This window comes from Streptomyces sp. NPDC030995 (genome assembly GCF_055571215.1).
On sequence record NZ_JBVIFS010000018.1, the window covers coordinates 30,283 to 45,958 of the forward strand.

The following is a 15,676-nucleotide window of genomic DNA, read 5'->3' on the forward strand; positions in this document are numbered from 1 at the left end:
AGGAGGCCCGGCTCCGGTGCCTCCTTCACCCTCCGGAGCCCGCTCCACCACCCCACACATGAGAGGAGGGCGGATGACGCATCCGTCCACCCCGCCGGCCACGGGCGCCGGCGGCCCGCGGCCGGTCCTGGAAGCCCACGACATCCGCAAGCGGTTCCCGGGCGTGCTCGCCCTCGACGGAGTCGCCCTGCGGCTCTTCCCCGGTGAGGTGCACGCCCTGATGGGCGAGAACGGCGCCGGGAAGTCCACCTTGATCAAGGTGCTCACCGGTGTCCACCCCGCCGACGGCGGCGCCATCCTCGTGGACGGCCGGCCCCACGCGTTCACGGACCCCCTCCAGGCGCAACAGGCCGGAATCAGCACCGTTTACCAGGAGGTCAACCTCTGCCCGAACATCTCGGTAGCCGAGAACATCCTCATCGGGCGCGAACCGCGCCGGTTCGGTCTCATCCACTGGTCCGCGATGCGGCAGCGGGCGGCAGAGCTGCTGACGGAACTCGACCTCGATCTGGACGTCACCAGTCTGCTCGATTCGCACTCCCTGGCGGTGCAGCAACTGGTCGCCATCGTCCGGGCGGTGGACGTCTCGGCGAAGGTGCTCGTGCTGGACGAACCCACCTCCAGCCTGGATCGCGAGGAGGTCGCCCAGCTCTTCACCCTGGTGCGGCGCCTGCGGGACCGCGGTGTGGCCATCCTGTTCGTCACGCACTTCCTCGACCAGGTATTCGACCTCTGCGACCGCGTCACCATCCTGCGCAACGGCCGGCTGGAAGGCGAGTACCCGATCGGGGAACTCACGCCGGTGACGCTGGTACAGCGCATGATCGGCGGAGAACTGGCCACCCTCGACCAGCTGTCCGGCCGTGCCCACGAGGAAGCGGCCGAACGGGCGGCCGGCGAGCCGTTCCTCCAGGCCCGACAGCTGACCCGTACGGGCTCGATCGAACCGTACGACCTTGACATCCATCCCGGCGAGGTCATCGGACTGGCCGGCCTCCTGGGCTCGGGCCGCACCGAGGTGGCGCGCCTCCTGTTCGGCGCGGACAGCGCGGACGCCGGAGAAGTGAGCATCGAGGGCGAGAAGGTGGTCCTGCGCAGCCCCCGCCACGCCATCGCCCGGGGCATCGCGTTCTGTTCCGAGAACCGCAAGTCCGAGGGACTGGTGGGCGAGCTCACGGTCCGCGAGAACATCGTCCTCGCCCTGCAGGCCGCCCGCGGCTGGACCAGGCCGCTGGCCCGTGCGAAGCAGGACGAACTGGCGCGGCACTGGACAGAGGCCCTGGACATCCGCCCCGCCGACCCCGAAGCGCAGGTGCGCCACCTCAGCGGAGGCAACCAGCAGAAGGTCCTCCTCGCCCGCTGGCTGCTGACCGCACCCCGGCTCCTGATCCTCGACGAACCCACCCGGGGCATCGACATCGGGGCCAAGGCGGAGATCCAGAAACTCGTGGCCCGCCTGGCGGGCGAAGGCACCGCCGTGCTGTTCATCTCGGCGGAACTCGAAGAGGTCCTGCGCCTGAGCCACCGCATCGCCGTGCTCCGCGACCACCGCATGGTGGCCACCCTCGCGAACGATGACACCGTCACGCCCGAACGCCTCCTCACCACCATCGCCACCGGAACGGACTCATGACCACCCAGCCCGCCAAGTCCGAGGCGGCCGCCGCGATCGGGAGACGGCTGGCCGGCCACCGCCTGCTGTGGCCCGCGCTCATCCTGCTCGCCCTGCTCCTCGGCAACCTCGCGTTCCACCACGACTTCTTCTCCGTCCGCGTACGCGACGGCCATCTCTACGGCAGCCTCATCGACATCCTCCAGTTCGGTGCGCCACTCATCCTGGTGGCGCTCGGCATGACCCTGGTCATCGCCACCCGCGGGATCGACCTCTCGGTGGGTTCCACCGTCGCCATCGCCGGCGCCCTCGCCTGCGGGCACATCTCCACCGCTGCGCATCCCGGCAGCGTCGCCACTCTGCTCACGGCCGTCGCCCTCGCGCTCGGCGTCGCCCTCGTGCTGGGCCTGGCCAACGGCTTCCTGGTGTCCGGGCTGGGGGTGCAGCCCATCGTGGCCACCTTGATCCTCATGGTCGCGGGCCGCGGCGTCGCCCAGCTGATCACGGACGGCCAGATCGTCACGGTGACCAGCGCCCCCTACAAAATGATCGGCGGGGGCTACTGGCTGACCTTCCCGTTCGCCGTCCTCCTGGCGGCCGCCCTCGTCGCGCTCACCGCCCTCGTCACCCGCCGCAGCGCACTCGGCATGCTGATCGAGTCCGTCGGCGGCAACCCCGCAGCCAGCCGCCTGGTCGGCATCCGCGCTGGCGGCCTGCTCGCCCTGGTCTACGTCTTCAGCGCCCTGTGCGCCGCCGTCGCCGGACTGATGATCAGCTCCAACGTCTCCAGCGCCGACGGCAACAACGCCGGCCTGTGGATCGAGCTCGACGCGATCCTCGCCGTCGTCGTCGGCGGCACCGCACTGACCGGAGGACGCTTCTCCCTCGGCGGCACCGTCCTGGGCGCCCTGATCATCCAGACCCTGTCGACCACCGTCTACACCCTCGGCGTCCCACCCGAGACCACCCTCGTCTTCAAGGCCTTCGTCGTCATCGTCGTCTGCCTCGTGCAGGCCCCGGTCTTCCGGGCCAAGGTCCTGCGCCGCCGCAGGACGACCACTCCCCGATCCCACACCACGGCGGGCGCCGCCCCGCTGCAGCAGGAGGTACGCGCATGAGTACCGGCATCGCGAGCGCCGCCGCGCACCTCACCCGCCCCTTCGCGACCGTGTCCCCGCGCACCCGCACCCGTATCCCACTGATCGTCACGGCCGTCCTGCTGGCCGTCATGTTCAGCGTCGGATCGGTGCGCTACGAGGGCTTCCTCTCGGCGCAAGTCGTACTGAACCTGCTGATCGACAACGGATTCCTCCTGGTCGTTGCGGTCGGGGCGACCTTCGTCATCCTCACCGGCGGCATCGATCTGTCCGTCGGCTCCATGGTGGCCCTGTCGACCATGCTCACCGCCTGGCTGGTCGAGTCGCACGGCTGGCCCCTGGCCACCGTCATCCCCCTGGTCCTGCTCGTCGGCGCCGGGAGCGGGACGCTCATGGGCTGGATCATCCACACCTTCGAGATCCAGCCGTTCATCGTCACCCTGGCAGGCATGTTCCTCGCCCGCGGGCTCTGCTACACGATCAGCACCGAATCCATCACGATCAGCGACCCCACGACGGCGGGAATCGCGCAGACCCGGCTGTACGGCCCGGGAGGACTGTTCGTCTCGATCCCGGTGGTCATCGCCCTGGCCGTGCTGGTGATCGCCTTCGTCGTCCTGCACCACACGCGCTTCGGCCGGAACGTGTACGCGCTGGGCGGCAACGAGTCCTCCGCTCGGCTGATGGGTCTTCCGACGGGCTCCACCAAGATCGCCGCATACGCCGTCAGCGGCCTGTGCTCCGCACTCGGCGGCCTGCTGCTGACCTTTTACATGCTCTCCGGCTACGCCCTCCACGCCATGGGCCTGGAACTCGACGCGATCGCCGCCACCGTGATCGGCGGCACGCTGCTGACCGGAGGCTCCGGCTTCGTCCTGGGCACCGCCCTCGGCGTGCTCGTCCTCGGCACGATCCAGACGGTGGTCAACTTCCAGGGCACGCTCAGCTCCTGGTGGACCCGGATCGTCATCGGTGCCCTGCTGCTCGTGTTCATCGTGCTGCAACGCCTGATGAGCGGCCGCCGCCCCGCCGCCGACTGACTCCGGCTCCGCAGCCCACCCGCCCGTGCCACCGCGTTCGCGTGCCGCGATCACAGCTTGGTCCCGGCGCGCATCCGGTGGACCGACTTCCAGGGAATGCCGTCATGGAACACGCATACGAATCTGTCGACCAGGCCGCCGAGCCCAGGCAGACGGCCGCCTGTCCGCGGACGGCCCGCCCCCTGCGTCTGGACGATGGCGGAACGGGGGAGAGGTGGCGGTTCGGCTTCCCCGGCAGGGCCCGTGCCGAGGTCCACACGCGCGGCGCCCGGCTCCGTTCACTGATCCTGCCGGACCGCTGGGGCCACACCGCTGACGTGGTGCTCGCGCCCCGCGACCCCGCCGCCTGCGAGGGTTCCGCACGCTACTTCGGTGCGACGGTGGGCCGTTACGCCAACCGCATCGCACGCGGCGGGCTCGTAGTCGACGGCGTCACCCACCGGCTCGCCACCCAGGAGACCGGGCACACATTGCACGGTGGTCCCGACGGGTTCGACCAGCGCCTGTGGCGGTGCGAACCCTTCCACTCGGCGCACCGCACCGGTGTCCGTCTGTTCCTGCACAGCCCCGACGGCGACCAGGGATTCCCCGGTGCCCTGAACGTGCGCCTCACCTACACGCTGGACCGCGACGACAACCTGACGATGTCGTACCAGGCGGTCGCCGACGCCCCGACGATCGTCAACCTCACCAACCACGCCTACTGGAACCTCGAAGGGGAGGGGCGCGGCAACGTCCTGGCCCACCACCTCCAGATCGCGGCCCCCCTCTACACCCCCGTCGACGCCGAGTTGATCCCCGACGGCTCCCACCGCCCGGTCAGCGACACCCCGTTCGACCTCCGCCGGCACCGGCGTCTCTCCGACGCCTTGACCCATACGGAGGCGCAACTGGCCCTCGCCGGCGGAGGCTTCGATCACAACTGGGTCCTCGACGACGCCCGGCGAGACAGTCCTCGTAAGGCCGCTGTGCTGTACGCCCCCGCATCCGGCCGCCGCATGGAGGTGCGCACCACGGAACCGGGCATCCAGGTCTACACCGCGCAAGGCCTGACCGGTGACATCACGGGCAAGGCGGGCAGGCCGTACCACGCCTACGCGGGGGTCGCGCTGGAGACCCAGCACTTCCCGGACTCCCCGAACCGCCCCGACTACCCGACGGTCGTCCTGCGCCCGGGCGAGCTGTACCGGTCGACCACGATCCACAGTTTCACCACGGTCGCCGCCTGAGAGGGGCGGCGGCGGCCGTAGCCGCTGTCCGGTGCCGGGGGGCACCGGACAGCGGCTTTGGTGCCTGCGCCCGGTTTCCCGCGTACGAAGGTGCCCCCGGGGCCCGGCCTCCTGCGAGAGGGGTCAACCGCCGGGCACGTGGGGGTCATTCGCCGGGGGGAGCGATCCTGCGGGCCGTGCTGGCGCGCACGATGAGCTCGGGCGCCACCACCAGGTGGGTCGACTCGTCGGTCCTGCCCTCGATGTGGTCCAGGAGCAGCCCGATGCTGTCGCGGCCGAGCGAGGCGAAGTCCTGGCGGATCGTCGTCAGCGGGGGCGGGAAGAACTCCGCCTCGGGGATGTCGTCGAAGCCGGCGACCGCCACGTCCTCGGGCGTCCGCAGGCCCGCTTCCCGCAGGGCCCGTAGGACACCGAGGGCCATCTGGTCGTTGGCGACGAACACCGCGGTGAGGCCGGCTCCCTGCCCTCGTGATGCCAGGACCCGCCCCGCCAGCTGCTGGCCGGCCTGGTATCCCGACAGTGGACTCCAGTCGCCTCGCAGCACGGGCGGCACCTCGGCGCCGGCATCGCGCAGCGCGTCCTCCCACCCCTGTGTGCGGGCCTCGCTCTCGAGCCAGTCGGGGGGGCCCGCCACGTGCCACACCGTGGCGTGGCCCGACGCGAGAAGGTGCTCCGTGATCATGCGGGCGCCGAGGTTCTGGTCCAGCGACACCCCCGGCAGGTCGAGGGTGTGGCCGCCTTCCACGGTGACCACGGGGCACGGTGCCTCCAATGCCGCCAGGGCGCGCACCGCGGCGCGTTGCGGAGTGACGGCGACGATGCCCTCCACGCCCCATCCGGCGAGGTGCTGCATGGCTTCGGCGAGAGCCGTCTGCGTGGCGGTCCGAAGCGTGACGGCGGACGTCAGGTAGCCGCGGTCCCGAGCGGCCTCCTGCACTCCCGCCACGGTGCTGGCGGGGCCGTGCAGAGTGGTGTTCACCGCGATGACGCCCAGCGTGTGGGTCCGGCGGGTGGCCAGAGCCCTGGCCGCCGAATTGCGGCGGTACCCCAGCTGCTCGATGACCTGAGTCACCGCGGCCCGGGTCTTGGCGCTGACGTTCGGGTGGTCGCTGAGCACCCGCGAAACGGTCTGATGGGACACGCCGGCGACGCGCGCGACGTCCGTCATCGTGGGCGCTCGCGAGACGTCTGGGAGCTGGGTCAACTCTCTTCCTTTCCTCATCGAGCGGCCTTCCCTCAAGGTACCGAACCAGCCGCGGCCCGCACACATCTCGGACCGACCGGAGGATTGTCGACCAGGTGTAGATGTTTGCGTTCACATTATGCAGCGTTGATCGCATGCTGTGGGCAGGAATCTCCTCGTACCTCTTGAGATTGCTGCTTGTTAGCGCTCACAATCTGATCGGGGCGGCCGAGGTGGGCCAGCCGCGATGTGCTGCGGCCCCGATCAGTCCAGTCCACTCATGCGCGACCGCGGGGGCCTGCCGGGCAGCGGTCCCGGAGAAACCCGCCGCGCATGCCGGAGAGATGGTGAGAGCGTAGTGAGCGAGACCTTCCTGGGGGACCTCCGTCGTGAGGTCCTCGCGGCCAACCTGCGCATCCCGGAGGCCGGTCTGGCCACCCTCACCTGGGGAAACGTCAGCGGAGTGGACCGAGACGCGGGCGTCTTCGTCATCAAGCCGTCCGGCGTCTCCTACGCCGACCTCACCGAGGAGGACCTGGTGGTGGTGGCGCTGGAGGACGGGCGGGTCGTCGGGGGACGCCTCAGGCCGTCCACCGACACCGAAACCCATCGGTGCCTCTACCGGGCCTTCCCCTCCATCGGCGGCGTCACCCACACGCACTCGACGCACGCCGTCGCCTTCGCTCAGGCGCGCCGCCCGATCCCCGTACTCGGCACGACGCACGCCGACACCTTCAACGGGCCCGTTCCCGTGACGGAGGACCTCACCGCCGAGCAGTGCGCGCGGGACTACGAGTACAACACCGGACAGGTGATCGTCGCCCGGCTCGACGGGGACCCCCGGCTGGCCGACGAGGTCCCCGGAGCACTCGTTTCACGACACGGACCCTTCACCTGGGGTGCCACCGCGAAGGCGGCGCTGGAGAACGCCATCGTCTGCGAGGCCGTGGCGGAGATGGCGCTGCACACGCTGGCGCTGGGGTCCCGCCTCGGGGAAGCCTCCGAACCGCCGAAGCATCTGCTGGAGCGGCACTTCACCCGTAAGCACGGACCGGACGCCTACTACGGCAACGTCCCGCACACCCCGAGCGTCTGAAGCCGCGCACCGTCTCGCCGTTACCCGCTGCGGCGGCGCGGGACGGATCGCTTGCGCCGACCCTGTGCCGGGGCGCGACTTTGCCCGGGAGCCGGCCGCCTGGCCGGCGCCGCCTCTGATCGGCGATTTCGCGCCACCGGTTCAACGTGCGCCGAAGCTGTGGTGGTAGTTGGCTTGTTCTCGGATGAAGGACGGTCAACCGCCGTCCCAGGCAGGTGACTTGACGTCCTCGTCAGGCGCCTGGCTTGATTGGGAGCGCTCCCACTCCGAGCCCCCACCCCCCCGAGGAAGGCTTCACCGTGCCTCCTTTCACCTCCGCCCGCGGCGTGCCACGTCGCGCGGCCGCTGCGCTCGCCGGCCTCGCGCTGGTTGTCGGCGGCCTGTCCACGACCGCCCTGACCGTTCCGGTCGCGGCTGCCGCCACCGTGGCAGCCGCTGCCGACACGCCTGTGCGGGTCAACCAGCTCGGCTACCTGCCCGACGGCCCCAAGCGGGCCACCGTGGCCAGCTCCGCGACCGCCCCGCTCGCCTGGCAACTGCGCGACGCCTCCGGCACGGTGGTCGCCTCGGGTGCCACAGCGGTGCGCGGGGCCGATCAGGCGTCCGGCCAGTCCACGCACCTGGTGGACTTCGGCGCGTACACCGGCACAGGGGCTGGCTTCACCCTGGTCGTCGACGGCCGGACCAGCCGCCCCTTCGACATCTCCGCATCGCTGTACGACGGACTGCGCGCCGACAGCATGTCGTTCTTCTACCAGCAACGCAGCGGTATCGCGATCGACGCGGCCCTGGCGGGCGGCAGCGCCTACGCCCGCCCCGCCGGGCACCTGGGCGTCGCCCCGAACAAAGGCGACACCAGCGTCCCCTGCCAGGCCGGGGTGTGCGACTACCAACTGGACGTGCGCGGCGGCTGGTACGACGCGGGCGATCAAGGCAAGTACGTGGTCAACGGGGGTATTTCCGTCTGGGAAATGGTCAACTCCTTCGAACGGGCCAGCCGTTCGGGCGGCGACGCGGCGCTCGGCGACGCGACGCTGCGGGTGCCGGAGCGTGGCAACGGGACGCCGGACGTGCTGGACGAGGCCCGCTGGGAGCTGGAGTTCCTGCTGCGGATGCAGGTTCCGGCGGGGAAGCCGATGGCCGGGATGGCCTTCCACAAGATGCACGACGCCAAGTGGACCGCTCTGCCGACCCGGCCCGAACTCGATGCCGAGCAGCGTGAGTTGCACAAGCCGTCGACCGCCGCGACGCTGAACCTGGCGGCCTCGGCCGCGCAGTGTGCACGGGTGTACGCGCCGTACGACGCCGCGTTCGCCGCGCGCTGCCTGGACACGGCCCGCCGCGCCTGGACGGCTGCCAAGGCCAACCCGAACATGCTTGCTCTCGCGACCGACAACACCGGCGGTGGTGCGTACGAGGACGCAGACGCCTCCGACGAGTTCTACTGGGCGGCGGCGGAACTCCTGGCCACCACCGGCGAGTCACAGTACCGGGACTCCGTCACCTCCTCTGCGCACCACACCAAGCCCGTCGACGGGTTCTGGTGGGGCGGCACCGCGACGCTCGGCCGGATCACCCTCGCCACCGTCCCCGGGGCGGCCCTGCCCGCCGACGACGTGGCCCGGCTGCGCGGCCTGCTGACCACGGCCGCCGATGGCCACCTGACCACCATGGCCGGACAGGGCTACGCGGTGCCGCTTCCCGCCACCGCGTACGTCTGGGGCTCCAACAGCTCCGTCACCAACAACGCGATGGTGCTGGCCGTCGCATACGAGCTCACCGGGCAACAACGCTACCGGGCCGGAGCGTTGGAGTCCCTGGACTACCTGCTCGGCCGGAACGCACTCGACCTCTCCTACGTCACCGGGTACGGGGACCGCTACTCCGAGAACCAGCACCACCGGTTCTGGGCGCATCAGAACGACGCCTCGCTGCCGCACCCGCCGGCCGGTTCCTTCGCGGGCGGGCCGAACGCGGGGCTGGAGGACCCGGTGGCCAAGGAGAAGCTCGCGGGCTGCGCACCGGCGGCGTGCTACGTGGACGACATCGGCTCGTACTCCACCAACGAGGTGGCCATCAACTGGAACGCCTCGCTGGCCTGGCTGGCGGCCTTCGCGGCTGAGCGGCGCAGCGCTCCGGCGGTGCCCGTGGTCCAGGTCGCACCGGCGGCCGTGACGGTCCCGGAGGGCGGCTCGGCGCCGGTGGGCGTGCGGCTCTCGGCCGCGCCCGCGCAGAACGTGACGGTGACGGTGGCCCGGAACTCGGGCGACGAGGACCTGTCGGCAGCCGCGACCTTGGTGTTCACCCCGGCCGACTGGGCGACGGCGCAGCAGGTTTCGGTCCTCGCCGCGCAGGACCCCGACGCGTCGTCGGGCAGCGCGACGTTCGCGGTCGGTGGTCCTGGCGTGCAGTCGGCGACGTTCACGGCGACGGAGGCGGACGACGACGCTTCGGCGGCCTCCTGCGCGGTGGCGTACCGGATCGACAACGCCTGGGGCAACGGCTTCACGGCGACGGTGACGGTGAAGAACACTGGAACCTCGGCGGTATCCGGGTGGACCATCGGCTGGAGCTTCGCAGGTGACCAGCGGATCACCAACGCCTGGAACGCCACGGTGAGCCAGTCGGGCAGCACGGTCACCGCCCGGGACACCGGATGGAACGGAACACTGGCACCCGGCGGCAGCGTGAGCTTCGGCTTCCAGGCGACGTACTCGGGTACCAACGCGATGCCGGCGCGCTACACGCTCAACGGTGCACTCTGCTCCTGAACGATCGTCACGCCCCGCCCACCCGGCGATGGACGACGGAGTGGAGCCAGGATCGTCCTGGCTCCACTCCATGGCAGGTCGTCAGGTACGGGTCCAGCGCTGGTTGCTGCCGCCCGAGCAGGAGTAGAGCTGGATCAGGGTGCCGTTGGCGGTGTTGTTGCCGGTGGCGTCGAGACAGAGGCCGGACTGGACTCCGACGATGGATCCGTCGGAGTTGAGGCGCCACTTCTGGTTGTCGCCACCCCAGCAGCTGTAGATCTGGACCTTGGTGCCGTTGCCGGTGCCGGCGGCGTCCAGGCACTTGTCGCCGTAGACCCTGAGCTCGCCTGCGGCGGTGTACGACCACTGCTGGTTGGTGCGGTTGTTGCAGTCCCACAGGTTGACCTGGGTGCCGTCGGTGGTGCTGGCACCGGGCACGTCCAGGCAGCGTCCTGAACCGACGCCCTTGATCTGCCCGGACCCGGGCGTGGGGGTCGGAGTGGGGGTGGAGGAACCGGCGTTGAGTGCGTTGAGCACGGAGGTGTAGGCGGGCTTCTTGTTGCCGTTGCCGTCGAACAGCAGCGGCGATTGCTCCGATCGCCAGGAGTCGGTGTCGCGCACGCCCCAGACGGTGATGCCCAGGCAGCGCGGGACGGCCAGGCAGTCGTTGGTCACGTTGGCGTAGGTCGTGCCCGAGGCACCCTGGATGTCGAGTTCGGTGACGGCCACGTCGACGCCGAGGGCTGCAAAACTCTGCAGGGTGGTGCGGAAGTTGCTGTTGTAGGGGCTGTCGCTGTTGAAGTGCGACTGGAAGCCGACGCAGTCGATCGGCACGCCGCGCTGCTTGAAGTCCCGGACCATGGCGTACATGGCCTGGGTCTTGGCCCAGGTCCAGTTCTCGACGTTGTAGTCGTTGTAGCAGAGCTTGGCGGCCGGGTCGGCGGCGCGCGCGGTGCGGAAGGCGACCTCGATCCAGTCGTTGCCGGTGCGCTGCAGGTTGGAGTTGCGCCGGGCTCCCGAAGTGCCGTCCTCGAAGGCCTCGTTCACGACGTCCCACTGGACGATCTTGCCCTTGTAATGGGCCATCACGCCGTTGATGTGGTTGGTCATCGCCTGCCGGAGCGTGCTGCCGCTGAGGTTCTGCATCCAGCCGGGCTGCTGGGAGTGCCAGGCCAGGGTGTGGCCGCGTACCTGCTTGCCGTTCTGCACCGCCCAGTTGTAGACGCGGTCACCGGCGGCGAAGTTGAACTGGCCCTGCTGGGGTTCGGTGGCGTCGATCTTCATCTCGTTCTCGGGCGTCACCGAGTTGAACTCGCGGCCGGCGATCGTCGTGTACGCCGAGTCGCCCAGCCTGCCCGAGGCGATGGCGGTTCCGAAGTACCGGCCGCTCTGCGCCGCCGCGCCGCCGAGCGTGCTCTCGGCGGCGTGTGAGGCCGGCGGCGCCACCAGCGCGGCGGCCGTACCGAGGACGCCGACGACCAGGGCCGCACACAGGCCGCCTATTTTCCGGCGGACGGTGGATGGGGGAATGGCTTGTGAGCCCATGAATGAGCCTCCAGAAAGAAATCGCGGAAGGGTTGAATCGCGGCATTGTGAATCCGCGTGAACGACGCCCGCGTCCATGGGAAAGGGACGCTCATGAGCGCGTAATGATCCGAGGACGGTGCTCGGAACCGGACACGGACGGGCCACACCGCCTCGACCATCAGTCTGGAAACCCCGCCGAAACAAGTCAAGAGTTTCGAAATCATTTCGGGAATCTGTCTCGTGTGGGCGCTTGGTAGTCCTTTTCATTGAGTGGTCCCTCATCGAAATTATTTCGATGAGGGACCACTCGAGCGGGATCTGTAGTGGAAAGCCATAAACGAGCATTTCCTTCAGTCGGCATCGCCGGGAATGGCAGCCTGGTCACGGCGGCCTCGGTCAGTGCACGACCGTGTTGAACCCCAGTGCGGGGTTTGCGTTCCGGACGAGGGACTTGGCCTGCTCCGGCCACCACGCGCCGGCCGCGGGATCGACGATGCCGTACTCCGGGTCGATGGTGCCGCCCGGGATGCCGCGGTTGCACTGGCCGTCGGACTGGCCGACGGTCTTGATCCACAGGTAGGCGTCGACGAGCGGGACGCCGGTGTTCGCGGTCGGCCGGTCGCCGACGCCGCGACCCGGGGCGTTGCACCAGGTTTGCGGGTCGCCGCTGTACTTGCCCGCGGGCGGGGTCCAGGCGCCCTGGCCGTTGCGGCTCGTGTCGACGACCAGGTGGGTGAGCTCCTGCGCGGGCGGGGTACCGACGTTCTGCTGGAACCAGCGGTCGGTCCAGTGCCACGTGGACGGATCGTCCACGTTCACGGAGTTTCCCGGCTGCCCGTCGTTCGGTGCTGCGGGTGAGTAGTACTGGCTCGCGCACCAGTCGGCGTTCCCCCTGGCCCAGTCCGGGCCCTTGGTGGCGAACCACAGACACTGGGAGACCCAGGTGCCGTAGTGGGTGGACAGGTCGGTGGCCAGATAGTTGGAGACGTTCAGCGAGAAGCCCTGGGTGCGGGTGACGCCGGCCTGGAGGAGGCGTTGTGCGATGTCGCCGACGCTGCGCCAATGGCTGTTGCCGGCGTCCAGGTAGACGACGCTGTTCGGCTGCCGCTCCAGGGCGTCGATCGCATGGTTGAGGTCGGCGAAGCGTCCTGTGGTGATCGCGCCGGTGGGGTCGCTGTCGGGACCGCAGTCGGAGGGGAGGTTGGCCAGCCCGTCCGGTTCGAGGATGACGACGGCCTTGCTCCGGCCGAGCCCCCGGGCGAAGGCGCTGATCCAGGCCTGGTACTCGGCGTCCGACTGCGCACCGCCGGAGGAGTACTGGGAGCAGTCGCGCAGCGGGATGTTGTAGGCCACCAGGACGGGAACCGTCCGGGTTCGCTCGGCTCGGCGCACCAGGTCGCGTACCCGGGACTCGACCTGCTCCGGGGTGCCGTCGGTGAACCAGGCAGCTTCCGGCCAACTGGCCAGCTTCGCCATGGACTTGGCGCCCTCGAAGTCCCGGTGGAGGAGGTCGGTGACGGCCTGGTGGGCTGCGTCGCCGTCGGGGTCGACGTAGAAGCGGGTGTTCGTCGGAAGCGTGTGGGAGACCGGCGCGGAGCTCGCCTCGGCAGATGTCGGGGCGAGGGCGCCCAGGAGCAGCGTGAGTGTGCTCGCTGTCAGGACTAATCGGTGCAGGGGGATGCGCACGGGGTTCCTTCGGTTGGGGGTTGGCCTTCGGTGAGGGGAGGGGGAAGGGGGATCGGCTCAGTAGCCGTAGATCATCTTGTAGGCGACCTCCGGCAGGAACTGTCCGGCCGAGGAGCCGGCGCCGACGCCGCAGTTGCCGTCCGACTCGCCGGGGACCTTGATCCACAGCAGCATCTCGGCGCCGCCGCCGCGCTGGCTGGGAGTGCCGATCCGGCGGCCGGCGGGGTTGCACCACTGGCCGTTGGAACCGTTGCCGTTGCGGCTGGTGTCGACGACGAACGGCTTGGTGTAGCCGTAGGAGCCCAGGGTGGAGTTGACCGCGTTGCCGTAGGAGGTGTTCTGGTCGGTGGTGAAGTAGTTGGAGACGTTCAGCACGAAGCCGCGTGCCCCGCTGACGCCGGCGGCGGCGAGCTGCTGCGCCATGGTCGAGGCGCCGATCCAGCCGGGGTTGCCGGCGTCCAGGTAGACCCAGGTGTTGGGTGCCTTGGCGTTGAACTGGGCGATCGCGTTCTTCAGCATGGCGTTGCGCTCGGCGATCTGGCCGGCCGTCATGCAGCTCTCGTGGCCGAGCGCGTCGGGTTCGAGGACGACGACGGCCGGGCGGTTGCCGATGCCACTGGCGAAGGCGGCGATCCAGGCGTCGTACGCGGCCCGGCTCCCGGCGCCGCCGCCGGAGTGACCGGCGCAGATGTCCCGGTTGGGGATGTTGTACGCGACCAGGATCGGCAACTTGTCGTAGGAGTCCGCGCGGCCGGCGTAGGCGCCGGTGGCCGCGCCGATGTCACCGCTCCAGTTGCCGAACCAGCGGGCTGCCGGGGTGTTGGCGATGGACGTACGGATCGCCGCCGCCCGCCCGTCGCCGGGGTTCGCGTTGCTCCACCGCAGGGCGGAGTTGTCGGGGTCGGCGTAGAAGCCGCTGGTCATGGTGGTCGGGTCGGCGGCGTACGCGGGGCCGGCGTTGATCAGGGCCAGGCCCGCGGTGAGGGCTGCGGCCAGCAGGGCGGATGCAGCTCGGACGGACTTGCGCATGGTTCTTCCTCCGATGGGTGGGGAAGTGGAAGCGCTTCCAATTTTGAGATGGGTCGGACCGCGCTGATGGGATGATTGGGTTCGTCGCCAGGGTGTGTCAAGTGGTTGAACTCAGAACTGCCGCCATGGCCGGTATTGCCGTGATGGGTTGGAAGCGCTACCAAATCGAGACCGAGGGCGACATCCGCGTGCAGGTCCGAAGTCGGGGCGGCGCATGGAATCATGGCCGCTGTTCGCCGTCCGCGTGAGCCCGAGGAGCAGTTCTTCCATGGAGCCGTCACCCAAGCGCATGCCGACTCTCGACGAGGTGGCCGCACGAGCCGGCGTGTCGCGCACGGCTGCCTCCCGGGTGATCAACAACGCCCCGCATGTCAGCCGCGCCAAGCGGGAGGCCGTCCAACGGGCGGTGCGCGAGCTGGATTTCGTGCCCAATCCGTCCGCGCAGGCCCTGGCGAGCCGCAGGGTCGGAGCGGTGGTCCTGGCGGTCTCCAGTGACGAACCGGGGCTGTTCGCGGACCCGTTCTTCGCCGAGGTCATCGTCGGCGTCAGCGCGGCGCTGGAGCAGACCGAGCTGGAACTGATCCTGCTGCTGGCCAACACCCCGCGCGGCCGGGAGAGGTTCGAGCGGTTGCTCCGCTCCCGCCGGGCCGACGGCGTCATGCTGATGGCGCTGCGGGGCGACGATCCGCTGGGACGCCTGGGAGAGGAGGTCGATCTCCCCGTCGTCTTCGGCGGGCTCCCGCTCACCGGCGAGCCCACGTGGTACGTGGACGCCGACAACCGGGGCGGTGCCCGACTGGCCGCCGAGCACTTCGCGCGCACGGGCCGCCGACGGCCCGTCATGATCACCGGCCAGGTGGACGCCAGGGCCGCAGTCGCGCGGGAGCAGGGGTTCACCGAGGGTCTGGTCTTGTCCGGCCTGCCGCTTCTCGGGGTCGAGCCCGGGCAGTTCACCGAGGACGGCGGCGCGGAAGCGATGGAGCGACTGCTCCGGGCGCACCCCGATCCCGACGCGGTGTTCGCGGCCTCCGACGCGATGGCCATCGGCGCTCTGCGCACCTTGCGGGAACGGGGGCTGCGGGTGCCCGAGGACGTCGCGGTGATCGGCTTCAACGACCTGGCGAGCGCCCGGCACACCAGCCCGCCGCTGACCACGGTCCATCAGCCGGTGCGGGCGCTGGGCCAGGAGATGGCCAGGATGCTGGTCAGCGCCATCGAAGGGCACCGCCCCACCCCGCTGATCCTCCCGACCCGCCTGACCGTGCGCGAGTCCGCCCCCGATCTGCCGACGGCCTAGGTCCTGTCCGGGCGATCTTCGTGGATCAGCCCGCGTTGTCTGGTGCGGTGCATCGCAAGGCGGAGGATCGCAGCTCGTACTGGACGTACCAGCGCGGTCCGACAACGCGGCGAGGTGCCGTGCCAGGCAG

Annotated in this window: 11 protein-coding genes; 7 read left to right on the forward strand and 4 right to left on the reverse strand. The window is 70.0% G+C overall.

Features of this window, described 5'->3' with window-relative positions:
* The first annotated feature begins 73 nt into the window (after window positions 1-73).
* From ACZ45T_RS24885 to ACZ45T_RS24900, 4 genes are all read left to right on the forward strand, one after another.
* Window positions 74-1,633 (forward strand): sugar ABC transporter ATP-binding protein, encoded by a 1,560-nt coding sequence (locus ACZ45T_RS24885; protein WP_468444834.1) that lies wholly within the window; start codon window positions 74-76, stop codon window positions 1,631-1,633.
* A complete protein-coding gene (locus ACZ45T_RS24890) occupies window positions 1,630-2,730 on the forward strand; it encodes an ABC transporter permease (RefSeq protein WP_468444836.1) in 1,101 nt (366 codons plus the stop codon). The genes ACZ45T_RS24885 and ACZ45T_RS24890 overlap by 4 nt, the downstream gene beginning before the upstream one ends.
* Window positions 2,727-3,749, forward strand: coding sequence for a galactofuranose ABC transporter, permease protein YjfF (yjfF, locus tag ACZ45T_RS24895; RefSeq protein WP_468444838.1), 1,023 nt, complete (start codon window positions 2,727-2,729; stop codon window positions 3,747-3,749). The genes ACZ45T_RS24890 and yjfF overlap by 4 nt, the downstream gene beginning before the upstream one ends.
* 104 nt (window positions 3,750-3,853) lie before the next feature.
* The gene (locus ACZ45T_RS24900; protein WP_468444840.1) at window positions 3,854-4,978 is read left to right on the forward strand and encodes an aldose epimerase family protein; all 1,125 of its coding nucleotides are present in this window, start codon (window positions 3,854-3,856) and stop codon (window positions 4,976-4,978) included.
* Window positions 4,979-5,123: 145 nt separating this feature from the next.
* On the opposite strand, the gene ACZ45T_RS24905 is transcribed toward ACZ45T_RS24900, so the two are convergent.
* Window positions 5,124-6,200: a LacI family DNA-binding transcriptional regulator gene (locus tag ACZ45T_RS24905; RefSeq protein WP_374777184.1), complete on the reverse strand. Its 1,077-nt coding sequence runs from the start codon at window positions 6,198-6,200 to the stop codon at window positions 5,124-5,126.
* Between the two features lie 319 nt (window positions 6,201-6,519).
* On the opposite strand from ACZ45T_RS24905, the gene araD reads away from it, so the two are divergent.
* Together araD and ACZ45T_RS24915 are read left to right on the forward strand one after the other, a co-directional pair.
* On the forward strand, window positions 6,520-7,257 hold the full coding sequence (gene araD, locus ACZ45T_RS24910; RefSeq protein WP_308296938.1) for an L-ribulose-5-phosphate 4-epimerase AraD: 738 nt from the start codon (window positions 6,520-6,522) through the stop codon (window positions 7,255-7,257).
* A gap of 299 nt (window positions 7,258-7,556) precedes the next feature.
* Window positions 7,557-10,028, forward strand: coding sequence for a glycoside hydrolase family 9 protein (locus ACZ45T_RS24915; RefSeq protein ID WP_468444843.1), 2,472 nt, complete (start codon window positions 7,557-7,559; stop codon window positions 10,026-10,028).
* A gap of 81 nt (window positions 10,029-10,109) precedes the next feature.
* On the opposite strand, the gene ACZ45T_RS24920 is transcribed toward ACZ45T_RS24915, so the two are convergent.
* From ACZ45T_RS24920 to ACZ45T_RS24930, 3 genes are all read right to left on the reverse strand, one after another.
* Entirely contained in the window at window positions 10,110-11,552 is a 1,443-nt protein-coding gene (locus ACZ45T_RS24920) for an endo-1,4-beta-xylanase (protein ID WP_468444845.1), read from the reverse strand.
* A 378-nt stretch (window positions 11,553-11,930) separates the two neighbouring features.
* Window positions 11,931-13,220, reverse strand: coding sequence for a glycoside hydrolase family 6 protein (locus ACZ45T_RS24925; RefSeq protein ID WP_468444847.1), 1,290 nt, complete (start codon window positions 13,218-13,220; stop codon window positions 11,931-11,933).
* A 57-nt stretch (window positions 13,221-13,277) separates the two neighbouring features.
* Complete coding sequence (locus tag ACZ45T_RS24930; RefSeq protein WP_468444849.1) at window positions 13,278-14,249, reverse strand: glycoside hydrolase family 6 protein; 972 nt, start codon at window positions 14,247-14,249, stop codon at window positions 13,278-13,280.
* Window positions 14,250-14,517: 268 nt separating this feature from the next.
* On the opposite strand from ACZ45T_RS24930, the gene ACZ45T_RS24935 reads away from it, so the two are divergent.
* Window positions 14,518-15,546, forward strand: a complete 1,029-nt coding sequence (locus ACZ45T_RS24935) for a LacI family DNA-binding transcriptional regulator (RefSeq protein WP_468444851.1) — start codon at window positions 14,518-14,520, stop codon at window positions 15,544-15,546.
* The last annotated feature ends 130 nt before the right edge of the window (window positions 15,547-15,676 follow it).